Annotated in this window: 24 protein-coding genes, 4 tRNA genes and 1 riboswitch; of the genes, 8 read left to right on the plus strand and 20 right to left on the minus strand. The window is 40.9% G+C overall.

Features of this window, described 5'->3' with window-relative positions; genetic code table 11:
- From ABDV70_RS13060 to ABDV70_RS13135, 16 genes are all read right to left on the minus strand, one after another.
- A partial coding sequence (locus ABDV70_RS13060; RefSeq protein WP_227508804.1) for a GTP-binding protein occupies window positions 1-127 on the minus strand: 127 nt, incomplete at its 3' end.
- Window positions 128-290: 163 nt separating this feature from the next.
- A tRNA-Thr gene (locus ABDV70_RS13065) sits at window positions 291-365 on the minus strand.
- A 12-nt stretch (window positions 366-377) separates the two neighbouring features.
- Window positions 378-453, minus strand: a tRNA-Gly gene (locus tag ABDV70_RS13070).
- 38 nt (window positions 454-491) lie between these two features.
- A tRNA-Tyr gene (locus ABDV70_RS13075) sits at window positions 492-575 on the minus strand.
- A 56-nt stretch (window positions 576-631) separates the two neighbouring features.
- Window positions 632-707, minus strand: a tRNA-Thr gene (locus tag ABDV70_RS13080).
- 98 nt (window positions 708-805) lie between these two features.
- Window positions 806-2,299, minus strand: a complete 1,494-nt coding sequence (gene trpE, locus ABDV70_RS13085; RefSeq protein WP_343598353.1) for an anthranilate synthase component I — start codon at window positions 2,297-2,299, stop codon at window positions 806-808.
- Between the two features lie 114 nt (window positions 2,300-2,413).
- The gene (locus tag ABDV70_RS13090) at window positions 2,414-3,085 is read right to left on the minus strand and encodes a phosphoglycolate phosphatase (RefSeq protein ID WP_343598354.1); all 672 of its coding nucleotides are present in this window, start codon (window positions 3,083-3,085) and stop codon (window positions 2,414-2,416) included.
- A gap of 53 nt (window positions 3,086-3,138) precedes the next feature.
- Entirely contained in the window at window positions 3,139-3,759 is a 621-nt protein-coding gene (locus tag ABDV70_RS13095) for an FHA domain-containing protein (RefSeq protein WP_343598355.1), read from the minus strand.
- A gap of 236 nt (window positions 3,760-3,995) precedes the next feature.
- The gene (locus ABDV70_RS13100; RefSeq protein ID WP_343598357.1) at window positions 3,996-4,319 is read right to left on the minus strand and encodes an H-NS histone family protein; all 324 of its coding nucleotides are present in this window, start codon (window positions 4,317-4,319) and stop codon (window positions 3,996-3,998) included.
- 105 nt (window positions 4,320-4,424) lie between these two features.
- On the minus strand, window positions 4,425-4,865 hold the full coding sequence (locus tag ABDV70_RS13105) for a thioesterase family protein (RefSeq protein WP_343598393.1): 441 nt from the start codon (window positions 4,863-4,865) through the stop codon (window positions 4,425-4,427).
- Between the two features lie 12 nt (window positions 4,866-4,877).
- On the minus strand, window positions 4,878-6,074 hold the full coding sequence (locus ABDV70_RS13110; RefSeq protein ID WP_343598359.1) for a heme biosynthesis protein HemY: 1,197 nt from the start codon (window positions 6,072-6,074) through the stop codon (window positions 4,878-4,880).
- A gap of 10 nt (window positions 6,075-6,084) precedes the next feature.
- Entirely contained in the window at window positions 6,085-6,921 is an 837-nt protein-coding gene (locus ABDV70_RS13115) for a hypothetical protein (protein WP_343598361.1), read from the minus strand.
- Window positions 6,918-7,694: a uroporphyrinogen-III synthase gene (locus ABDV70_RS13120; protein WP_343598363.1), complete on the minus strand. Its 777-nt coding sequence runs from the start codon at window positions 7,692-7,694 to the stop codon at window positions 6,918-6,920. Before ABDV70_RS13120 ends, ABDV70_RS13115 begins: the two co-directional genes overlap by 4 nt.
- Window positions 7,695-7,697: 3 nt before the next feature.
- Window positions 7,698-8,621 carry a hydroxymethylbilane synthase gene (gene hemC, locus ABDV70_RS13125; RefSeq protein ID WP_343598364.1) on the minus strand — a complete coding sequence of 308 codons (924 nt, stop codon included), beginning with the start codon at window positions 8,619-8,621 and terminating at the stop codon, window positions 7,698-7,700.
- 144 nt (window positions 8,622-8,765) lie between these two features.
- On the minus strand, window positions 8,766-9,515 hold the full coding sequence (locus ABDV70_RS13130) for a LytTR family DNA-binding domain-containing protein (protein ID WP_343598366.1): 750 nt from the start codon (window positions 9,513-9,515) through the stop codon (window positions 8,766-8,768).
- Between the two features lie 25 nt (window positions 9,516-9,540).
- The gene (locus ABDV70_RS13135; protein WP_343598367.1) at window positions 9,541-10,701 is read right to left on the minus strand and encodes a histidine kinase; all 1,161 of its coding nucleotides are present in this window, start codon (window positions 10,699-10,701) and stop codon (window positions 9,541-9,543) included.
- On the opposite strand from ABDV70_RS13135, the gene argH reads away from it, so the two are divergent.
- Window positions 10,692-12,119: an argininosuccinate lyase gene (gene argH, locus ABDV70_RS13140; protein WP_343598368.1), complete on the plus strand. Its 1,428-nt coding sequence runs from the start codon at window positions 10,692-10,694 to the stop codon at window positions 12,117-12,119. The two genes, ABDV70_RS13135 and argH, sit on opposite strands and share 10 nt — an antisense overlap.
- A gap of 10 nt (window positions 12,120-12,129) precedes the next feature.
- Window positions 12,130-12,402 carry an oxidative damage protection protein gene (locus ABDV70_RS13145; RefSeq protein ID WP_343598369.1) on the plus strand — a complete coding sequence of 91 codons (273 nt, stop codon included), beginning with the start codon at window positions 12,130-12,132 and terminating at the stop codon, window positions 12,400-12,402.
- Window positions 12,403-12,937: 535 nt separating this feature from the next.
- On the opposite strand, the gene phoU is transcribed toward ABDV70_RS13145, so the two are convergent.
- Entirely contained in the window at window positions 12,938-13,660 is a 723-nt protein-coding gene (gene phoU / locus ABDV70_RS13150) for a phosphate signaling complex protein PhoU (protein ID WP_343598370.1), read from the minus strand.
- Between the two features lie 232 nt (window positions 13,661-13,892).
- Here phoU and ABDV70_RS13155 point away from each other — a divergent pair, with 232 nt between their 5' ends.
- The 6 genes from ABDV70_RS13155 to gluQRS all read left to right on the plus strand — a co-directional run bounded on the left by ABDV70_RS13155 (window position 13,893) and on the right by gluQRS (window position 20,401).
- On the plus strand, window positions 13,893-14,990 hold the full coding sequence (locus ABDV70_RS13155) for a hypothetical protein (protein ID WP_343598372.1): 1,098 nt from the start codon (window positions 13,893-13,895) through the stop codon (window positions 14,988-14,990).
- A 120-nt stretch (window positions 14,991-15,110) separates the two neighbouring features.
- Window positions 15,111-15,235: riboswitch (TPP riboswitch) on the plus strand.
- A gap of 90 nt (window positions 15,236-15,325) precedes the next feature.
- Entirely contained in the window at window positions 15,326-17,221 is a 1,896-nt protein-coding gene (gene thiC, locus ABDV70_RS13160; protein WP_343598374.1) for a phosphomethylpyrimidine synthase ThiC, read from the plus strand.
- A gap of 76 nt (window positions 17,222-17,297) precedes the next feature.
- Entirely contained in the window at window positions 17,298-17,906 is a 609-nt protein-coding gene (locus tag ABDV70_RS13165) for an NUDIX domain-containing protein (RefSeq protein WP_343598395.1), read from the plus strand.
- Window positions 17,907-17,956: 50 nt separating this feature from the next.
- Window positions 17,957-18,751 carry a metallophosphoesterase gene (locus ABDV70_RS13170; RefSeq protein ID WP_343598375.1) on the plus strand — a complete coding sequence of 265 codons (795 nt, stop codon included), beginning with the start codon at window positions 17,957-17,959 and terminating at the stop codon, window positions 18,749-18,751.
- Window positions 18,752-18,962: 211 nt separating this feature from the next.
- Window positions 18,963-19,466 (plus strand): RNA polymerase-binding protein DksA, encoded by a 504-nt coding sequence (gene dksA, locus ABDV70_RS13175; protein ID WP_343598376.1) that lies wholly within the window; start codon window positions 18,963-18,965, stop codon window positions 19,464-19,466.
- A 14-nt stretch (window positions 19,467-19,480) separates the two neighbouring features.
- A complete protein-coding gene (gluQRS, locus tag ABDV70_RS13180; protein ID WP_343598396.1) occupies window positions 19,481-20,401 on the plus strand; it encodes a tRNA glutamyl-Q(34) synthetase GluQRS in 921 nt (306 codons plus the stop codon).
- A 65-nt stretch (window positions 20,402-20,466) separates the two neighbouring features.
- Here the strand turns inward: gluQRS and ftsW are convergent, their stop codons facing one another.
- The 3 genes from ftsW to ABDV70_RS13195 all read right to left on the minus strand — a co-directional run bounded on the left by ftsW (window position 20,467) and on the right by ABDV70_RS13195 (window position 23,446).
- On the minus strand, window positions 20,467-21,663 hold the full coding sequence (gene ftsW / locus ABDV70_RS13185) for a putative lipid II flippase FtsW (protein WP_343598377.1): 1,197 nt from the start codon (window positions 21,661-21,663) through the stop codon (window positions 20,467-20,469).
- A gap of 27 nt (window positions 21,664-21,690) precedes the next feature.
- Entirely contained in the window at window positions 21,691-23,037 is a 1,347-nt protein-coding gene (murD, locus tag ABDV70_RS13190; RefSeq protein ID WP_343598378.1) for a UDP-N-acetylmuramoyl-L-alanine--D-glutamate ligase, read from the minus strand.
- 157 nt (window positions 23,038-23,194) lie between these two features.
- A complete protein-coding gene (locus ABDV70_RS13195; protein WP_343598380.1) occupies window positions 23,195-23,446 on the minus strand; it encodes a DUF6587 family protein in 252 nt (83 codons plus the stop codon).
- Between the last annotated feature and the right edge of the window lie 15 nt (window positions 23,447-23,461).

The following is a 23,461-nucleotide window of genomic DNA, read 5'->3' on the forward strand; positions in this document are numbered from 1 at the left end:
CACCGCCGTAAGTTTTTGCACAGATTGTTGCAATTGCAGCAGTAAGAGTTGTTTTACCATGGTCAACGTGACCAATTGTACCCACGTTTACGTGTGGCTTATTACGTTCAAACTTGGCTTTAGCCATTGATGTCATCCTCGTTTACGTCGAAACCAAGCTACAGAGACATAGGCACTGAAGCAACTCAGCACATCGACATATTGTCTAAAAAACAAACGCCCAATACTTTAAAAGCAGACTATATAGCCTGCTTTCTTTAAAAACTGCGAATAATCGCTAAACTGTAATCTGGAGCTCTTATCGAGATTTGAACTCGAGACCTCTCCCTTACCAAGGGAGTGCTCTACCACTGAGCTATAAGAGCGATAATCTTCGATGGAGCGGGAGACGAGGATCGAACTCGCGACATGCAGCTTGGAAGGCTGCCGCTCTACCAACTGAGCTACTCCCGCATGTTGGTATGTATACCACTTCATTCGAAGTTAATAGATGGTGGTGAGGGAAGGATTCGAACCTTCGAAACTTTCGTGGCAGAGTTACAGTCTGCTCCCTTTGACCGCTCGGGAACCTCACCAATATCACACTTACTTTCAGTGCTATCCTTTACTACTTTACAAAACCATTCTAAGATGGTGCCGACACTCGGATTCGAACTGAGGACCTACTGATTACAAGTCAGTTGCTCTACCAACTGAGCTATGTCGGCGTTTCTTAGTGTTTCGTACATTTCGTATCGGAACGGTGTGCAGTTTAGCAAAACTTCAAAACGATGCAAGCCTTTTTTTCAAAAAAAACGTAAAAAACTCATAAAATCAATCCAGTTGATGATAATTCAACCGCTTTGATCACTGCGCGAGCTTTTATTTGGGTTTCATTCCATTCAGATTCGGGATTTGAGTCTGCAACTAGCCCTGCCCCAGCTTGCACATAAACTTTATTTTCACGAATAACACAGGTACGAATGGCAATCGACATATCCATTTCACCATGCCAGCCTAAATATCCAATAGCGCCACCAAAGATGCCACGTTTAACAGGCTCTACTTCATCAATGATTTCCATAGCACGAATTTTAGGTGCACCAGAAAGTGTGCCCGCAGGAAAGGTTGCCTTAAAAACATCTAAAGCATCGACATCATCTCTCACTTCACCCTGAACATTTGAAACGATATGCATCACATGTGAATATCGTTCAATCACCATTTTATCTGTGACTTGAACTTTACCAATTTTCGATACTCGACCAACGTCATTACGCCCCAAGTCAATCAACATGAGATGTTCTGCAATTTCTTTTTCATCTGAAAGTAGATCTTTTTCTAATGCCAGATCTTCTTCTTTGGTTTTGCCGCGTGGGCGTGTGCCTGCCAATGGCCGTACTGTTGCAATGCCATTTTCAAGACGAGATAGAATTTCAGGTGATGAGCCCACCACATAAAATGGTTTGTTGTCGGTTAAGGTATGCCCTTGTACCAAAAATAAATATGGCGAAGGATTTAAATGACGTAATGCACGATAGACCTGTAATGCGTCACCATCAAAGTCGGACACCATGCGTTGCCCCGGCACAACCTGCATGACATCGCCTGCACGGATATATTCTTTGACCTTTTCAACGGTTTGAATAAACTTTTCTTTGCCTGTGATGGATTCAAAGTGTGGTGCGGTATGTGGCTTTGCTTGCAAGCTAATTGGCATTGCCAAACGTGTTTCCAACACATCCAGTTGCAGTTGGGCTTTTTCGTAGGCATCGGGTTGTGTTGCATCTGCATGAACAATCAAAAACAGTGTGTCTTTTAAGTTGTCAAAGACAATGACTGTTTTAGAAAGCATCATCCAGATATCAGGTAAGCCAACAGGATCTTGCTCTGGAATGTTTTTCAAACGTGGTTCGATATAACGCACAGCATCATATCCGAAGTATCCAACTAAACCGCCTGTAAAATTAGGTAGTTCAGGTAATTGTTCTTTGCTTGGCACTTTAAATTGTGCCTGAAACTGGCGAATGTACTGGAATGGATCACTACAGCTTTGTTGTTCTATCGTTCCATCAGCATGTTGGATGGTGAGCTGTCCATTATTGCAGGAAAAAACTGTCGACTCACCAAGCCCGATCATCGAATAACGCGCCCAGTTTTCTCCACCTTCTACCGATTCAAATAGATATGCCTGCTGGTTCTGCTTTAAGCGGGCAAAAATGGAGAGTGGCGTATCGGTATCCGCAAGGCGTCGACGATAGACAGGAATAGTGTTGTAGCCTTGTTGTTGCAGTTGTGCAAATGTTTCGGGAGTCATCATTTGAAATACCTTATTTATATATGATCAATTTAGCGCAGCACATGATTGTTTTCGTTATGAGCGACGCCATCGAAAAATTTGAAGGTTTTTCATTTCAGACTTCCCAAGTATTGTTTATTCCAGAATAAGCGTTTCGAGAGTATCAATCACTTGCTGTGGATGGCAAGCGCGAATATCCTCTCCATGATTATAGCCGTAGCTCATGACGATACAATCTATTCCTGCATTTCTTGCAGCCTCGACGTCATTGCTCGAATCACCAATCATTAACGTTAGTTCTGGTTGCGTTTGAAAGAAACCAACCGCATGTTGCAACGGTAAAGGATCTGGTTTACGACGCTCTAGACTATCGCCACCGAGAATCAGCCCAAAATAATGATCCAGTTCTAGTTGTTGTAATAAGGTATTGGCTAAAGCCTCAGGTTTATTGGTCACACAGGCCATATTTAAGTTCTGTGCTTGGCAAAATTTAAGGAATGGAACAACACCCGTAAATGGTTGGCTATCAATGCAGATACCTGCGGTATAACAGGCTAAATAGTGCTGCATCAATTGCTGGTGTTGGTCTGAGTTGATTTGCTCCGTCAGATGCAATAAAACGCTGTCACAGAGTTTAGCGGTTCCTTTACCAATCCACTGTCGAATTTGTGGTTCTGTTACCTCAGCAAAACCCAGTTGTTTTAATGCTTGATTCATTGCACTGTGCATATCTGCTGCGGTATCAATCAATGTCCCATCTAGGTCAAAAAGTACCAAATCCCGCTGTTGTAGTCGGCTAATCGACATTTTCCATTCCTATATCGTAGTAAAAGGCATATTGCTATGCCTTTTTATTGGTTTTATTTAAAGAATACCCATGCAATCACAGCTAGAATAATTAGCATAATGATTGTAATCAGTCCCACTGACGTATTTTTCTTCTCTTCAATTTTTTGTTCAACACGTGATGGTTCTGGTTCAATCGCAACGGGTGCTGGCTCAGCGGCTGCTTTTATATTGACGCCTTCAGGGATTGGAGCAGGAATTGGAATCGCAATTTTTTGTGGCATACCGTCAGGGTTAATCGATGTATCTACACGCTCTGCGATACTTGGCATCCCTTGTTCATGCATATTTTGTACTGTTTCAGTTTCTAAAACAGGTTCTTGTTCTGTACGTTTTTCTTCACTTGCAGGGGCAAGTGTTAAAAATTTTAAATTGGCAAATTGAACAATATCTTCATCTTTTAATAAGGTCTCATGATCAATGCGCAAGTCATTTACAAAAGTTCCATTTGATGATCCTAAGTCTTTTAACCATAAACCGCCATCTTGTACAGTAAAAGCAGCATGTTTACGTGAAACCGCAGATGACTGCAAAACAATGTCACAGTCTTGCTGACGTCCAACGATCATCGAATGATCAATTTTGATTTCCTGACCATTTAATTCATCTGAAAGTGCCTGTAGTTTCCAACTCATATGATTCGCCCTGTTGTATTTTCTCTCTAGCATATCATGTTTAAAGTTAAATCTAAGTAGCGCCATCTTTCAAATACTCAGGTTTTACATAACGACTTTAAACCGATATAGATGATTACGGAACATTATAAATATAACCATTTGTTAAAATATTTTTCCATTTGAATTATTTTTATCATTGAAAAAAAAGCATTAAATTTAATTTAATGCTTTTTTTGAATCGGGTGTATTCATTATTAGATTAGGAAATCTTCTAATTTTGCACCTTTTTCTAATTCTGCAACTAACCAACGCGGCTGTTTTCCACGGCCTGTCCAAGTATCTTTTGGATTAGTTTTATTACGGTAACGTGGCTCTACTGTTTTACGTGCAGTATTTTTACGTTTTTGTGCACCGTATTCTAATAATTGATCGATTGTTAAATCTAGATTTGATGCAATTTCGATAACCTGATTATATGCATCCTGAATCGCTTGCTCCTTCTTAGATGCAATTAAAACTTCAGCTTCACGTTGTAAGCGTTTTAATTCTTCAACGCTTAATTTGCTAATATCTTGCACGTATTTATCTCCAAAAGATTTTAAAATCTAGTTACCAATATATTGGCTATGATTCATCATAATCAATATTATAACCAATGTATAGATTTAAAGCTTAAATTAAAATTAAGAAAATATTTTAATTTTATTTTCAATATTTTCTTCTAACTGAATTATTTTCTGACGTATTTGCTCAGGTATCTTGGTTTTCTTTAATTCTTTCTGATCAACAAAAACAATAACGGCCTCTGCCAGCGCTACCACCGTTTGTTGCTGTTGGCTCCAGAGTAGATATTCCATTCGAATCGCGCTATTTCTCATTTCAACAACACGCACCCCTATTTTTAACTGATCAGGGAAAAATACAGGTTTTAAATATTGGCATTGATTTGTTGCAACAACACTATATAAAGCTTCATTAAATATATTTAAGGTATTTAAATATTGAATGCGCGCAGATTCAATATAACGATAATAAATGACATTATTGACATGTCCAAAAGCATCCATATCTCCCCAAGCAACGGATTGTTGGTAAATGATGGGGTATTGTTGCAAACTTTGCATCATTCATCTTTCCTAGATATTTATTTTAAGATAATTGCTATTACTTTCAAATAAAAGATTAAGTTGTTGACTTAATGCATCATTACCCTGTAACTGTGCTTTTATTCTTAAATAGCTCATTAATACATTATCAGGATAAAGTTCCAGTAATTGTTCAGCCTCGGTATATCGTTGTGTTGCCTGATAGATATACCACTTGGCAAATACAAAAATCGGGAGTTGTGTATATTTTTGTTCCCACATATTCACATTTTCTTCAATTTTATTGTAATCGGGTTGTTGTTTTAATAATTGTTTTTCAAACCATAAATAAAAAACTTCCTGATCGAATAATTCATTTAATAGTTTTTCCGCCAAAATGGCATGTTCCATTCCCATTTCTGGCATACGTGCCAAAATTTTTAACCATAAAATCTGATTTTCCCGATCTGTCATTAACGGAGGCGTTTCAGATAATTTATGATAACGATTTTGAAGGGCCTCTAAATCTTCAAAACTGGCCTGTTCATAATCGACCAATATTTGTTGTAACCAACGGGTTTTATCTTCTACTTTTAAAATACCAGAATAGGTTGCATGTAAATATAACCAAGGAAACTGTATGGCAAATTTCCCCCATAATGTTTCTAGTTTATGCTGATAGCCCTGTTGGACGCCTGTAAGCCACGGCGATAAGTCATGCTGTGAAAGAAATTCTAGGTGAGTAAATGCCTGTTGTCCGTTTCCTTGTGACAAATAAATTTCTATTCGCTGTAATGCAGCAAGTTCAAATACCGTATTCGAGCTCTGATCAAGCCATTTCAGTGCCTGCTCAGGTTGTCCAGATTTCCAGAGTGTCGCAGCCTGTATAATTTCTTTTAATAAAACCGAGGGCTGATAAATTTCTTGCAAGATTTGTTTTTGTTCCTGCTCAGCTTCAAGTAAACCCAATACCGCCAGTTTTTCATAGGAATGTAATTGCTGAAAATTTTGTATTTGCTCTTTTTGACGTTGCATTCGAGTCAGATAACGCTTTAACCCTAACCAAATGAGCTGAGCAATCAAGCTACACAGGGCCAGCGCAACAACAAATATCCAGATATTGCTTTGTATTTGCCACTGTCGGAAATAAATATAGACATAGCCTGCGCCATAACCATAACTCAGCACACTGAGTATGGCGATAATCACCAATGTCGTCCATAAATAGGAGCGTAATAGATACTTCATCTGTTTTCTCCTAGTTAAGTAATGCCATTGTCGATAATGTCGGGACAGGAGTAATTTGGAGCTGTTTGGCTTTATCTAAAAGTTTATGTAGATTTTGTCGATTAAAAGCAGGGGCTTGTTGGAGCAATATGCTGGTTTGTTTTAGATTTTGTTGATATTCATCGATTAATCCCGCATCAAATGCCTGTCTGGCAAATAGCAATCGGATTTGTGCTTCTTTGATCACCAAATGTTGATTCATTAATTCCGTTTTTGCTTGTGGTACAGATTCGACTTTAAACCAGTTATTCCAGAAATGTTGCTGTGAAGGTTGATATTGTGGCGTCTGATCCATCAATAAGGCATTGAGGCGTTGATCGATGGTTTTAAATAAAATGTGCGCCTGATCAAGTTGGCTTTGTCTGAGGTCATGATATTGCTGAATCGTCTGCAAATCTTTATGAATACTTTGGCTCAGACTCTGCTGAAAAGCAGGGGCAATCTCATATTGAGCCAGTTGTTTTTGTAATTGTGTTAGTTGTTCAAAAGCATAAATTTCTTGTTGCTGCTGCAAGGCAAACTGAACCAGTTGCAACTGTTGTTTTATTGCTACCAGCGGATTTAATCCTTTTACTGCGCCAGTATTTTCTACCGCGTTTTTTGATGCAGCAGGATTATGTTCCTGTGCTTTTTGTGGTTGACGCTGTAATGCAACTAACTGGTCATTCAAATTGGCATTAGACTGTTCGATTTGTGTGATTTGGCTTTGTAAAGCATTCATTTGCCCTGCACTCTGAATCTGGTCATACGTGATTTTTCCCAACCAGAGCAAAGCTATAAAACTGCAAATCATGAACCGCTTTTTCATGCCAATCCTTTTTGTTTTAACAGATAATCGTAAATCTTTTCAGGTGCTAAACTGGTGAGTTGTGTCACCTGATATTGCCCATGTGGTGAAATGGTATTTAGAATTAAATGATATAACCGTTCACCTAAAGCCAAATAGTCACATTTCATTAAAATATCAGGAGAATTGTGACATAATTTTTGCCAGTTCAACCAACTGGCTTCACTACTCATACAAACGTAAATCTTTTTTTCCGTACCAATCAGGTCAGGGATTTTTTGTTGAAACTGTTGTTGTGTTGCTTGCGGGCACTGACGCACATATAAAATAAAATTGAGTATTTTGATCCCTTGCTGCTGTAGTTGCTGCATCATAAACTGGCGTCCGCCCTCACCCCGCCAAAACGCCACATGTGTCACCGAAAGCTGTTTTAAGATAGGTAAAGATAACATGCCTTCTGATGTTTCAACTTCAGGAACGAAGGCTTTAATACCCTGATTTTCAAGTAACTGAGCTGTCGATTTACCTACCGCAATCCATTGGATATGTGCCAGTTGCGCAATACTCAGTCCACTTTGAGCCAGATAACGTAAACCAATTTCTGCCGCACTTGGACTCACCACAACAATCACTTGTGCCAGCATAAGCTGCTGATACAACGCTGCCAACTGCGGTGAATAATCAACCGCAGTCAGCTCCAGCAAAGGGAGATCAAGCACATCCACACCCAAAGAACGAATCGTCTGTGAAAGTGCCTGCGCCCTTGCTTCTGGACGTGTATTAATCAATAGCATCGCTTAGTGCAACGCCTTCAGTAATTCGGCTGCGCCTTGGTCTAGCAACTGCTGCGCAAGATCTTGACCAAGTTTTTCAGCGGCATCCAGTTCGGCAGTGGCTTCACCTTTGGTTTTAAGTAAAATTTTCCCATCTGTACTTCCAACACGCCCTTCCATGCGAATTTGCCCATGATCAAGTGTGGCAAAGCCTGCAATTGGCACCTGACAGCCTCCTTCTAAATAGGTATTAAAGGCACGTTCTGCACGTACACATAAAGCTGTTTCAAAATGCTGTAAAGGTTCAATTAATGCTAAAACATCCTGATCATTACTACGGCACTCTAAACCTAAAGCACCTTGCCCGACTGCGGGTAAACTCACATCTTTATCTAGCTCATGACGGATTCGTGATGCTAGCTCTAAGCGTTTTAAGCCTGCACTAGCGAGAATAATCGCATCATACAAACCATCATCAAGCTTAGACAAACGTGTTCCAACATTGCCACGCAAGTCTTTAATGATCAAATCTGGACGTGCCTGTAAAATCTGGCATTTACGGCGCAAACTTGAGGTTCCAACCACCGCTCCCTGAGGTAAATCATCAAAAGAAGCATATTGATTGGAAACAAAAGCATCCGTTGGGTCTTCACGTTCACAAATGACAGCCAGACTTAATCCTTCTGGAAACTGCATTGGCACATCTTTCATGGAATGTACCGCTAAATCTGCACGACCTTCGAGCAAAGCATGTTCTAATTCTTTTACAAATAAACCTTTACCGCCAATTTTGGCCAATGGTGTATCTAAAATTTTATCGCCTTGCGTCACAAACTTTACCAATTCAACTTCAAGCTCAGGATATAACTGCTCTAAACGTGCTTTAATATGTTCAGCTTGCCAAAGTGCCAATGGACTCTGACGTGTTGCAATCTTAAGGTGCTTCATAAGTCATCTTTTATTTGCTAAAGAATAATAAGCACTAAACTTAACCTGATCCGCTAAAAATGCAAGTTTTTCGGTCTGAATCCACATGACAAAGCACGATTTTTATTTTAACCGCCACCCGATACTTAAACTTTAGTACTTCATTTATAAACGATGTAATTTTCCTCTTAATAAAGGTAAATGACGGCGACTAACGGCTAACCGATCCTCGATCTGTCTGAACCGCACTTGATATTGTCCCGAACAAATCGTTTCTAAGCCATCTAGCTCATGAATCGACACCAAAGCATTACGATGTATGCGAATAAAATGTTCAGCAAATTCAGATTCTAATTCTTTTAATGTTTCATCAATCAGCACAAAACCCTGCCGATGCCTGACCGATACATATTTCTGGTCAGCAAGAAAATAATAAATCTGTTCAATTGGAATTAATTCGACACCACGATGTGACCGTGCCGTAATACATTGCCGATGGGATAGTTGCGGTGGTTCCTGCATATTTTCAGCATTATTTTTAAACTGATTTAACTGCGCCTGCGTTGGCTGAACCACATGTTCCAATGCCTGTTGTAGATCTTGTTTGGCTATTGGTTTTAATAAATACGCCTGTGCCTGTACATGAAATGCAGCCAGCGCATGTTGGTCATAGGCAGTACAAAAAATAATAGCAGGTTTAAATGACAATGAACCCAGTTGTTTCGCACAGCTCAAACCATCTAATTCAGGCATTTGAATATCAAGCAAAAGTACATCTGGACGATATTGCTCGACCAAAGACTTAACCTCTAACCCATGCTGAGCTGTCGCCACCACTTCATGTCCCAACTGGCCCACCAAACGAACTAATCGTTCAACAGCCAGAGGCTCATCATCACAAATTAATACTTTCATTTTATTTTATTCATCCCCAGCACAATTATATCTTTCTATGGACCTTGGTCGGAAAACGTAAAATCGTGGTAAAAATACCGTCTCCCGCAAAAAAGCGTACATCAGCTGAATAGCCATAATATGCACGTAGTCGTTGTTTGACATTATCTAATGCCATACCGTGTCCCTGACGTTTACCCTGTTGCGTATGTTGATACGGATTACTGATGACGATATTAATTTGTTGTTCTAATACCTCAATCAATAAACTGATCTTACACACACCGCTCATTTTTTCAACACCATGAAAAATACTATTTTCTAATAAAGGTTGTAATGTTAATAATGGAATCTGAATTCCATAGTGTTCTATTTCCGAAGGTAATCGCCAATCCATATGTAAGCGCTCACCTAAACGCATTTGCTCAATCGCAATATATTGACGACATAACGCCAGTTCATCGGTTAAAGGCACCAGTTTTAATTCTTGTAGACTTGCCCGAAATAATCGGGATAGATTAATGAGCATATCCTCGGCTTTATCAGGATCTACCGCAATTAAACTCACCACACTATTTAAACTATTAAATAAAAAATGCGGATGAATACGTGCCTGCATTGCCTGAATACGTGCCTGTAATTCACTATGTTGCTGTTTTACCCACTGATCCCGAATATATAAATAACGCAAACAAAATGCGCCAAGCAAAATACCATAGCCAAGATGCAGTGACACGTCCTGAAACAGATCTGTGAATTGCCATGTCGATGTTGCACCCTGATGCATCGCATGACCCAATATATTTAAAAATAAGGTGGTAAATAAAATGATGCTTTCTAAAATCAGAAAACCCCAAATAACGGCAACCACATGTGAAAAACGATTTAGCAGATGTTGATAGCGATCAACAATAAAGGCAAAGGCTATCTCGACCCAATAAATATAAAGCAGGATTTGAAAAACCCGTGTAATTGAAAGTGCCTGCCAAGAATGCGCCTCTGCAAGCGCCAACATCACAGAAAGCACAGCACTTGCAGTAAATAATTCGATTAGATATTGCCAACGACCAATTTTCGTAAAAAAATAAGGTGATTGCCCCTGACACATTGTATTTGACGACGGTCTGACTTGAAGTGGTTGTCCATCGGCAAATTGGTCAGATTTTGCTATACTCTTTTTTATTTTTCTGAGCCGCCATGACCACATCTTCTCAATCCTCAAATAACCCCCAAGCCACCTCTGGTATGTGGGGTGGTCGCTTTAGCGAAGCGACTGACGCTTTTGTTGCCGAATTTACCGCTTCCGTTCAATTTGACCAACGCTTTTATAAACAAGATATTGCAGGTTCAATTGCCCATGCCACCATGCTTGCAAAAGTTGGGGTTTTAACCGAAGCAGAGCGCGATGACATTATTCAAGGTCTCACTGCAATTCGTAATGAAATTGAAGCAGGTACTTTTGAATGGCGTATCGATTTAGAAGATGTTCACATGAACATCGAATCTCGCCTGACAAACCGCATTGGTATTACAGGTAAAAAACTGCATACAGGTCGTAGCCGTAATGATCAGGTTGCAACCGATATCCGTTTATATTTACGTGATGAAATCGATGCTATTTTACTGGTATTACGTCGTTTACAAAACGGAATTCTGACACTGGCAGCAAAAAACACCAATACCATCATGCCGGGCTTCACTCATTTACAAACTGCTCAGCCTGTGACATTTGGACATCACTTATTGGCTTGGTTTGAAATGCTGGTTCGTGATACCGAACGCCTAAAAGACTGTCGTAAACGTGTCAACCGTATGCCGTTAGGCTCTGCTGCACTTGCAGGAACCACTTACCCAATTGAACGTGCTTACACAGCAGAATTACTCGGTTTTGAAGCCGTTGCAGAAAACTCGTTAGATGCCGTTTCTGACCGTGACTTTGCGATTGAATTTAATGCCGCAGCATCACTCATCATGATGCATTTATCTCGTATGTCAGAAGAACTTATTTTGTGGACATCGGCTCAATTTAAATTTGTCCAGATTCCTGACCGTTTCTGCACAGGTTCATCAATCATGCCGCAGAAAAAAAACCCAGACGTACCTGAGCTAGTTCGTGGTAAATCAGGTCGTGTTTTTGGTGATTTGATTAGCCTGCTCACGCTGATGAAAGGTCAACCTTTAGCGTATAACAAAGACAACCAAGAAGATAAAGAACCCTTATTTGATGCGATTGACACGGTTCGTGGTTCATTAATGGCATTTGCAGATATGATTCCTGCGCTCGTTCCAAATATTGAAATCATGCGTGAAGCCGCATTACGTGGCTTCTCGACAGCAACTGACCTTGCGGACTACCTTGTGAAAAAAGGCGTGGCTTTCCGTGATGCACATGAAATTGTGGGTAAAGCGGTGGCTTTAGGTGTACAGGAAGACAAAGACCTCTCTGAACTTAGCCTTGAACAATTACAACAGTTCTCTGACTTAATTAGCGCAGATGTCTTCGATAAAGCATTAACATTAGAAGCATCTGTGAATGCACGTAATCATATCGGTGGCACAGCACCTGCTCAGGTTGAAGCTGCAATCGCACGTGCGCATAGCCGCCTAGAACAACTGTACGCTTAAGGAAAATTCGATGAGTCGACAAGTATTTTGCCGCAAATATCAACAGGAAATGGAAGGACTCGATTTCCCTCCGTTTCCTGGGGCGAAGGGACAAGCGTTTTTTGAAACGGTTTCCAAACAAGCTTGGCAAGAATGGTTAAAACACCAAACAACACTGATCAATGAAAAACGCTTAAACGTATTTGAAGCAGATGCGAAAAAGTTTTTAGAAGAGCAGCGTGAAAAGTTTCTAAGCAATGATGACAGCGTAGAAAAAGCCGAAGGATGGAAGCCTGAGGCATGATCAGTGGTGATTAATAATCACCACCATGCCGCAAGACGAAAAGCTGAGCTTTGAGTAAAAAATAAAGTATTGCTTTATTTTTCTGCAAGACAAGGACTAAGTCCGCGTAGGTAAGCAGATAAAATTGAATCAAGGTAAAAGCTATACGCCTATTAAATTGCTCAAAAAAATACCACGATTAAGTCGTGGTATTTTTTTATCATTATTTTTTCACAAAAAGTCTGATTTACTTACAAAGTTCAATAGAAAATAACAAGTTATCACATGATATACACTGACTGTTTCGATGTTCTTTCCTATACTGGATCTATTCAAAGGGAATATCCTTTTGATGATAATACCCGTTTATATATCCCAGATTTCCCCAGATCTGGGATTTTTTTTATTTTTTTACGTCATTATTTTGATTAATTAAAAGCTTAAATTTTAAAGTCTATTCATTATTATGAGGAACAATATTTTTTAGATCGTACCAAACATGAAATTTTGCCATTCCAAGGCAAAACTTCATCATCTTTTGGCACAAATACTCTAATTATTGATTATGAACATGCTGTTCAATTTCATCAACACTGGTATGGCGAACATCTAACCCTTTCACAATATAAATCACTTGTTCGGAAATATTACGCGCATGGTCGCCAATGCGTTCCAAAGAACGTAACACCCATAACACATTTAAAACACGTGAAATATAACGTGGGTCTTCAATCATATAAGTCATGAGGGTACGTGTTGCAGATTGATATTCACGGTCAATATCTGCATCGGCACGTAATACGTTCACGGCTTGTTCGGCATCTAGGCGCGCAAAAGCATCCAGTGCATCATGAATCATCACCCGCACCTGATTTCCAATATGGCGCGTTTCCATAAAACCGCGAGGTGAACCACCTTCTTCACACAGATTTTGAGCAATACAGGCAATCTTCGCTGCCTCATCGCCAATCCGTTCTAAATCGGTATTGGCCTTACTCATGGCAATCACCATACGCAAATCAATCGCTGCAGGATGACGGCGAGCAAGAATCAGCGTTAGGTTTTCATCAATTTCACGCTCAAAACGGTTTACTGCTTTTTCATTATATTGCACATCTACGGCCAAACTTACGTCCATATCCAGTAAGGCATGAATAGCATTTGTTACCTGTTGCTCAATCATCCCGCCCATCGCCATAAATTTGGTATTTGCTTCTTGTAATTCCTCATTAAATTGTGAGGAAATATGATGTGCCAACATCGGGTTTTTTAAGCTCAAGAGATTTCTCCCCAAAACAGGTTAGAAAATAGTAATTTTGTATTAGAACATAACAATCGTGAAGATTTGATGACATTCGTATACTTAAAGCGTTAATAGATATTTAAAAAATAAAATATTTGCTAAATTCCTTAACTCAAACTTGCAACACTACAACAACTTTTTATGCCAGAACTTGTCATAATAATGGGGTCAATCTTTATATCATGCTTTGGTTTAGGTCGGTTCGTCTATGCGGGCAAAGAAAACTTGTTTCTTATTATTCGGAATCATGTTGATCAGTGGATGTCATCAGCAGTCTACGCTACCTGTGCATGAACAGGCTTCTGCTACGGTTGCCACCCCGCCTGTGTCTATCTGTCATAGTCTTAATACCCTGATCCAGAAAATTGATAACCAAAGTACAATTACAGCACTCGAACAGGTCAACCAGCATATCCAGCAATGTATACCACAGCTTAGCTTTGAAGAAAAAAAACAACTGATTTATGCGTCTACCAACATGTATCAACGCTTTTTAGCAACAGAACGCACAGTAGAACAACAAACAGCTTTCGAGCAATATGCCATCAACAATAGTACCAACCCTGCAATGCGTCAGGAATATCTGTCGCATTTTAATGCCCGAGATCGTTATCTGATTCAGCATCAGGGCGAAGCATTTTATGAGTTATATGATGCAGGCGATGGTACGATTATGTACCGCAGACAACCCAATTATCTTTTAAAATTGTTTGCGCCCTCTCTACCCGAAGCAGAGCGCATCTTCATTGAAAATCTGGCGCAGCAAAATCAGGTATCGATTATTGCGAATAATAATTTAGATATTTCATGGTCTGAAATTTCGCTTCGTGCCCAGTTTTGGCAAAATTATATTCAACACTACCCGAACAGTAGTTTCCTCGATGATGCACAGCGCCTAAAATTTAAATATGCACAGTTTTTATTTCATGGCAGTAACAACTTTCCCGTTTCTAGTCATTATTTAGGCGAGAGCGATATTTATCCTGAAGCATTGACAGAAATCAAACTGTTAGCGACTCAAAATCAGTTGGCTTTAGGACAACAGGCACAAAAATTCTTACAATTTATTGCGCTGTCACCCGAACAACGTGACCAGTCGATTCCTGTAGAACTCAGTGCGGCTGAAAAACGCTCAGAAAAAAGTCAGTTGATTAAAATCAATAAACAACTCGATACTTACATGAAACTCTATGACCCTTTGGCCTTAGACAGCACGCATATTGCTCGTGACTGTTTAATTGATGCCATTTGTATCACCCATGCAGGGAAAGTCGCCAACAGCCTTGTTGGGCAAACACAATACTAATTGCGTCAGAAATCCTTTGATTTTTCATTTTGAAAAATGTCTCTTGTGCTGCTGAAAACGGTTTTATTTTGATCTTACATTTTTACAAGTGTATTTTCACTAAACCATGTTACTATTCAAAAATGCTTGACGGAGCGCGAGTAATACCTCGCTGAGATTGTGCAAATACTGGAAAGAATTTGAGCACAAGTACCGTTGAACCTGATCAGGTTAAGACCTGCGTAGGAATCAAGTTATCGAAAAACTTATGCTCTCCATTTATCATTGTTCTCAAGATAAATTTGCCATCGTTTTTGGTTACTTGATTCGTTAGTGTTTTTCATAAGGATCATGCAATGAACCAATTAACGAATCTATCCCCTGCTGACATCTCAGCTCAACATGAACAAGATGCCAAAGATCTCACCCGTATCTTACCTGCATCAAAAAAAGTATATCTCCAAGGCTCACGCGCAGACATTCAAGTCCCAATGCGTGAAATCTCACTGACCGACACCCCAACAGGCTTAGGCGGTGAACATAACCCACCTGTCATGGTCTATGACACGTCTGGTGTTTATACCGATCCAAATGCCCAAATTGACCTCAATAAAGGCTTACCACATGTGCGTCAGACATGGATTGAGGAACGTCAGGATACGGATGTTTTAGACAGCTTAAGTTCTCAGTTCGGACAAGAACGCCTTAAAGATATTCGTACTGCCGATATTCGTTTTGCTCATATTCAAAAACCACGTCGTGCCAAAGCGGGACAAAACGTGACACAAATGCATTACGCCAAAAAAGGGATTATTACCCCTGAAATGGAATATATCGCGATTCGTGAGAACCAGCGCCAGCGCGACAATGTCGATATGCGCCAGCATGCAGGTCAAAATTTTGGGGCGAAGAATCTGACTGAAATCACCCCTGAATTTGTCCGTCAGGAAGTTGCAGCAGGTCGTGCCATTATTCCTGCCAACATTAACCATCCTGAAATTGAACCTATGATCATTGGTCGTAATTTTCTCGTGAAGATCAACGCCAATATTGGTAACTCAGCACTCGGTTCTTCAATTGATGAAGAAGTTGCCAAAATGACGTGGGCAACTCGCTGGGGTGCAGACACCATCATGGACTTATCGACAGGTAAAAACATCCATGAAACCCGTGAATGGATTATCCGTAATTCACCTGTGCCAATTGGTACCGTTCCAATTTACCAAGCGCTTGAGAAAGTCGATGGCGTTGCCGAAGACCTTACATGGGAAATCTTTAAAGACACCCTGATTGAACAGGCTGAACAAGGCGTCGATTACTTTACCATTCATGCTGGCGTGTTACTGCGTTATGTGCCATTAACTGCAAACCGTTTAACAGGTATTGTTTCACGCGGTGGTTCTATCATGGCACAGTGGTGTTTAGCGCATCATCAAGAAAACTTCCTGTACACACATTTCGATGAAATTTGTGAAATCATGAAAGCCTATGACGTATCGTTCAGTTTAGGTGATGGTTTGCGTCCGGGCTGTATTCAGGATGCCAACGATGAAGCTCAGTTTGGTGAACTTCGTACCTTAGGTGAGCTGACTCATCGCGCTTGGGAACACGATGTTCAGGTTATGATTGAAGGTCCGGGTCATGTGCCTATGCACATGATTAAAGAAAATATGGACTTACAGCTCGAAGTCTGCAAAGAAGCACCGTTCTATACCCTTGGGCCACTGACCACTGACATTGCACCGGGTTATGACCATATCACCTCTGCCATTGGTGCAGCCATGATTGGTTGGTACGGCACAGCCATGCTGTGTTATGTGACACCAAAAGAGCATTTGGGTTTACCGAACAAAAAGGACGTGAAAGACGGTATTATTACGTACAAAATTGCAGCGCACGCAGCCGACCTTGCCAAAGGCCATCCGGGTGCACAAGTACGTGACAATGCACTTTCAAAGGCACGTTTCGAGTTCCGTTGGGATGACCAGTTCAACCTGAGCTTAGACCCAGACACAGCACGTAGCATGCACGATGAGACCCTGCCTAAAGATGCACATAAATCGGCTCATTTCTGTTCAATGTGTGGACCGAAATTCTGTTCAATGAAAATCACTCAGAATGTACGTGATTATGCACAAAACAAGAACAGTGCGAATCAGTTAAACGATGAAAATCAAGAGGTTGAACAAGGCATGCAAGCCATGAAAGAAATTTATCACGAACAAGGTCAAAAACTGTACCATAAAGTGTAAATAACTTTAAAAAGTACTTGCCTAGATCAAATTCTCAGTTAGGATGAAATTTTCAGTATTTCATCCTAATTTGCTTATGAATATTGTGAAACACGCGACATACTCAAAACAAGATATGGACGTTATTTCTCGGGAAACACTCTATCGGGGCTTTTTGCGTGTTGAGAAAGTGCACTTGCGTCATCGGCTTTTTCAGAGCACACAGTATACTCCGACCTTACAACGTGAACTGATTATTCGCCCTGTGGCAGCAGGTGTCTTGCTCTATAACGATCAACAACAACGCTTTGCCTTGATTGAACAATGTCGTGTTGGTGCGCTAGATGATACTGAGTCGCCTTGGCAACTTGAAGTCATTGCAGGGGTGCTAGATGGCAATGAAACACCTGAAAGCTGTATCCGCAGAGAAACACTAGAAGAAGCGGGTTGTGAACTGCAACAGGTACAACATCTCTTCACCTTCTTTCCATCTGCTGGCGCATGTTCGGAAAAATTCCATCTTTATGCTGCTGAAATTGAACTTCCTCAACACGGTGGAATCTTTGGTTTACAAAATGAAGGAGAAAATATTCAACTCCATCTATTTGACTATGCCGAAATCAAACAACTTTTTGAGCAACAGCGATTACGTAATGCACCTGTGATTATGGCATTACAATGGCTACAACAACATATTGCCCTTTGAGGATATTCCAGCGGTTAGTTCGCTGGATATAACAAGAATCGAGTAGAATAATGAATCTGCAACCAGACCCAACATTGACACTTATCCAAATTAGCGACACCCATCTGATGGATATCGCGGATGCTCACTTTGTCGAAATGAACCCTGAAATCACCTTTCATGGTCTGATGCAGCATATTCTTGATACCCATCCTAAAATTGATGCCATCATTCATACAGGCGATGTTGCACAGGTCGCTGTGCCCCAAACCTATGCCCGTTATCTTGATTATATGCACGGCCTCAAGGTTCCTTTTTATCAGACCCCGGGCAATCATGACGATTTATCTATTTTCCCTTATCCTCAACACACGCCAATCAGTGTCATCGAACTAGGAAACTGGGTGATTATTTTGCTCACCAGTGCCGTTTCAGGCAAAGTGGATGGTCATATTGATGAAACGCAGTTACAAGATTTAGAACAACTATTACAAAAATTTAGTCATCACTATATTCTGATTGGCTGCCATCATAATCCGCTACTAATGCACTCTCAGTGGTTGGATCAGCATCGGCTTAAAAACACCGAAAGCTTACTGGATGTATTATTCAAATATCCTCAAGTCAAAGCAGTGATTCACGGACATGTACATCAAGAGTTCTCAGAAACCCGACAACATATCCAGTTTTTAGCCACGCCCTCGACCTGTGTCCAGTTTAAACCTCTGAGTCAGGAGTTTGCGCTAGATGATCAGGCTCCCGGTTATCGCCTACTGACTTTATCTGCAAATGGCGAGATTTTGTCGGAAGTTTTTCGCATACCTGCATTAATGCCAAAAATAAATCAGCTAATTTCGGGTTACTAACTTTTCATTTCGACTAATTTCGATTACTTTAGATCGTCGTCAAAAGTGGTTACCATCATTTCACAAAAAAGACTATTCAAGTATGCGAAAAGCCTTTATGATGACGACCCTTTAAATGGCAAATTACCCCGAAAGGGTAAAATAAAAAAAACTTGCATATCACCATAGCGATTACGTAGATTCCGACGTATATGATGAGGAATGCCCTATTATGGCGAATGACAACCTAACCCAAGTCTTAGATGAACGAGATGTAGCGACTGCTGAGTCGACCAAGTCTAGAGCTGATAGCAACTCAACTGCGAGTTTATTCGGCATTGCGCCTTATCAGCCCAAAAAAGATGAAGAATACATGTCTGAAGGTCAGCTTGAACATTTCAGCCGAATCCTACAGGCTTGGAAAGCTGATTTGATGTCTGAGGTCGATCGTACACTCAATACCATGCAAGATGAATCTACTGCTTTGCCAGACGTAAATGACCGCGCAACTCAGGAAGAAGAATTTGCAATTGAATTACGTACACGTGACCGTGAACGTAAATTGATTCGTAAGATTGAACAATCTTTAGAAGCAATTCAAAACGATGACTACGGTTTCTGTGAAACATGTGGTATTGAAATTGGCCTGCGTCGTCTAGAAGCACGTCCAACAGCAACCCTTTGTATCGACTGTAAGACACTTGCAGAAATCAAAGAGAAGCAAAATAAAGGCTAATTGCGATTGTGGCAATGCTCATGGAACGCTTTACCTCCGTGCAGCAACAGTCTGCTGTTTTGTCGAATGACAATACCTATAAGGGTCGGTTTGCGCCATCGCCAACTGGCCCTTTGCATTTTGGGTCATTACTGACTGCTGTTGCCAGTTATTGCGATGCAAAATCGCAACACGGGCAATGGTTTGTTCGTATTGAAGATACCGATATCCCCCGAATTTTCCCGGGCAGTGAACAGCATATTCTTGCCTGTATTGACGCCTTTGGTTTTGAACCCGATGCCGATATTATCTTTCAAAAAGATCGCTTTCATCTTTACGAACAGGTACTTGAACAACTCAGGCAACAAGACTGGGTGTATGCCTGCCAATGTACCCGCAAAATATTAGGCTCTAATGCCATTTATAACGGCACGTGTCGCAACCTTCACCTTCCCTTTGAACATCAAGCCATTCGGCTAAAAGTCGAAGATCAAACCCTTTGTTTTAAAGATCGTCTCCAAGGGCAACATTGCTCTAACCTACACCAAGACCTAGGGGATTTTGTTTTAAAACGTCGTGATGGCATCATCAATTATCAACTGGCTGTCGTCGTTGATGATTATCTACAAGGCATTACCCATGTGGTTCGTGGCGCAGATTTACTTGATAATACAGAACGGCAAATTTGGCTTGGACAGGTTTTGGGGTATCCATCCCTTCAATATATGCATTTGCCTTTAGCGATGAATGATCAGGGACAAAAACTTTCCAAACAAAATCTGGCACAGGCGCTAGATCCCAAGCAAGCTTCGCGCTATTTACAACAGGCGTTACAGGCACTGCAACAACCGCATGTCGATTTAGATACACCACAACGAATGCTGCAACAAGCCATTCTGCAATGGGATGTTTCCCTCATTCCACACCAAATGCAGTTACCCCAGATTTATCAATAAATCGTCCTACATCAGATATAAAAAAAAACCACGCTATAGAACGTGGTTTTTGCTTTTAGAACACTTTAGAAATTGGACAATTCTTTGTCTGGATTTGCCTGTTGGGTGGTGGCATCAATTTTGAGTACCAATGCAATCATCACCGCACACATCATCAGCGATGTCCCCCCATAACTAATAAAAGGTAAGGTCAACCCTTTGGTTGGTAACATCCCCATGTTCATCCCTGCATTAACCAGAATCTGCATCAGGAAAATCATGCTAATACCGTAAGATAAGTAACCTGCTCGAAGGTAGTTATTCTTTAATGCACGATGTCCAATATACACACAGCAACTCAGCATAATGAACTCTAAAGACAGCACGGTTGCAATTCCAAAAAAGCCAAATTCTTCACCCAAAATCGCCAACATAAAGTCGGTATGCGCTTCGGGAAGATAAGACATTTTTTGCATACTATGTCCGAGTCCTACACCAAACCATTCTCCACGACCAAACGCCATGAGGGCATTAGAAAGCTGATAGCCCGAACCTAAAGGGTCAGCCCAAGGATTGGTAAAGGAAACCAGACGTTCATAACGATAAGGTTCAAATAGAATCAGGAAGACAATCGCAATTAAGATCGCACCAATATAAAACAGGAACTGAATGGCCGGTGCCCCCGCAAGGAAGAATACCCCAAACATCATCATCACGATTACCACTGTAGCGCCAAGGTCAGGCTCGGCCAAAATCAGACCTACAGTAATGGTCATAACTCCGCCCAAACGTACCAGACCCATCCAGCTATTTCGGACTTCATGCGCACGGCGTACCACGTAGTCCGCAGTGAAAATCGCCATCATAACTTTTGCAACTTCGGTAGGCTGCACAGTAAAGCCTGCAATACGAATCCATCGAGTCGAACCATTGACCTCCGTACCGACAAAAAGCGCAACAAATAGCAACCCAATAGTAATCAGCCAAAATAAGAAGGTATTTCTAAACCAATATTCAAGTGAAAACCGCGATGTAACAAAGGCCGCAATAATTGCAATCACAATTGAAATGGCATGACGTTCCAGAAAATAAAAGGGATCATGTTGTTTAGAGTCTGCATAAGGCATTGAAGCCGAACCCACCATGATGGTTCCGATGATCAGCAATGACAATACACAGAAAATCAGTACATTTCGTGGCGTAATCTCCGCAGGCAGTTTGGGCATTATTCGCTGCGTAATCGTCTGAATTTTATTTAATGTTGTATGCGCAAAACCTGCCATATAACTTTTCCTTCGCTGTTTTTGCAGTTAAGCCAATGTCTGAACACAGGCAACAAATTGATGTCCACGATCACTATAGCCCTTGAACATGTCAAAGCTGGCACATGCTGGAGAAAGCAATACAACATCATGTGCTTGTGTCTGTTGTTTACATAGTTCAACGGCTTGTTGCAAAGTATCTGCATGTAATAGGATGGTTGTCCCTGCAATCGCCTGTTCAATCACAGGTGCATCTTCACCAATCAATACTGTAAGTTTGACATAGTGCTGTAACGATGTGCGCAGCGCTGTAAAATCTTGTCCTTTACCCTGTCCACCTAAAATCACTGCAACCTTGCCCTGTTGCGCTTCAATCGCTGCACCTAGACCATCAATAGCGGCTAATGTCGCTCCAATGTTGGTTCCTTTCGAGTCATTGTAGTAACGTACATCATCAATGGTCGCCACATATTCACAGCGATGCTCTAGACCTTTAAAGGTTTTTAAAGTTGCAAGCATTGACTCAAGTGGCAAACCAACCGCCTCACCTAAAGCCAGACTTGCCAAGGCATTCGCCACATTATGTGTGCCTTGAATGTACATGTCAGAACTTTTAAGTAAACGCTCACGTCCACGTGCCAGCCAAATCGTACCGTCTAAATCTTTTAAAATGCCGTATTGGTTCATGTCTGGCGCATTTAACCCAAAACTTTGCATTGGCGTTGCGTCTGGTACAAACGGACGAGTCAGACTGTCATCACGGTTATACACCACTTTTTTCACACCTTGGAAAATACGATGTTTGGCTTGGTGATAGCCCATCATATCGCCATGACGGTCAAGATGGTCTTCACTCATATTTAACACCACGGCAACCGCAGCATTGAGATGCGAAGTGGTTTCAAGCTGAAAACTAGAAAGTTCCAAAACCAATAGTTCAGGTTCATCTTTGAGCAAATCTAGGGCTGGTCGTCCTAAGTTACCCCCTACCGCCACTTTTTTGCCTGCATCTTTGGCCATAAGTCCAACCAGTGTGGTTACGGTACTTTTAGCATTTGAGCCTGTAATCGCCACAATAGGGACTTCAGTTGCGCGGCGCAGCAGTTGCACGTCACCAATAACAGGAATGCCTTTTTCAATCGCTTGTTGAATTTCAGGCAGTTGTGGAGCAAGTCCCGGGCTTAAAATAATTTCTTCTGCCTGTAGCAGTAAATCAAGGTCAAGCTTACCAAAACTGGTTTGAACATTCGGTGGAATTTGATCACTTCCCGGTGGTGTTGTGCGGGAGTCTGTGACCGCAACTTGATAACCATTTTCGACCAAAAAATTTACAGCCGAAACACCTGATATTCCTAAGCCAGCCACAACTTTCAAACCACCACGTTGTATTAACATGTTTGCCCTATTGCCTTTTATTTTTTAACTTGGCAAATGTTAGCACTTTGCTTTTTGGAATACCTTGATCGAAGCAATTTTATCGGGATTTTTTTGTGTTTTTCACGTAAAAAAGCTGCCCTCAGGCAGCTTGTTAAAAGCATAACTAAATGGAGATTTATTTCCACTTCACAGCTTGAACCGTATTTTGGGTTTTGGTTTTGCTGGTATCAGAGCTACAACCACACCCACCACCACAACCCATTGGCATTGCAGGACGAACCCAACGAGCAATTTTCGCTTGCCCCTTGGCCTCAGCAATATCGGCTAATTTAGAAAAACACTTAAATGCCGTTTGTGGAAACACTTTTTTAAATACATACAGCGCGCTCCAAATCACCAAAACAGCAATAATTAGATAAGTTACCATATCCACCTCCACTTG

The organism is Acinetobacter sp. (assembly GCF_039596015.1).
Classification (GTDB): domain Bacteria; phylum Pseudomonadota; class Gammaproteobacteria; order Pseudomonadales; family Moraxellaceae; genus Acinetobacter.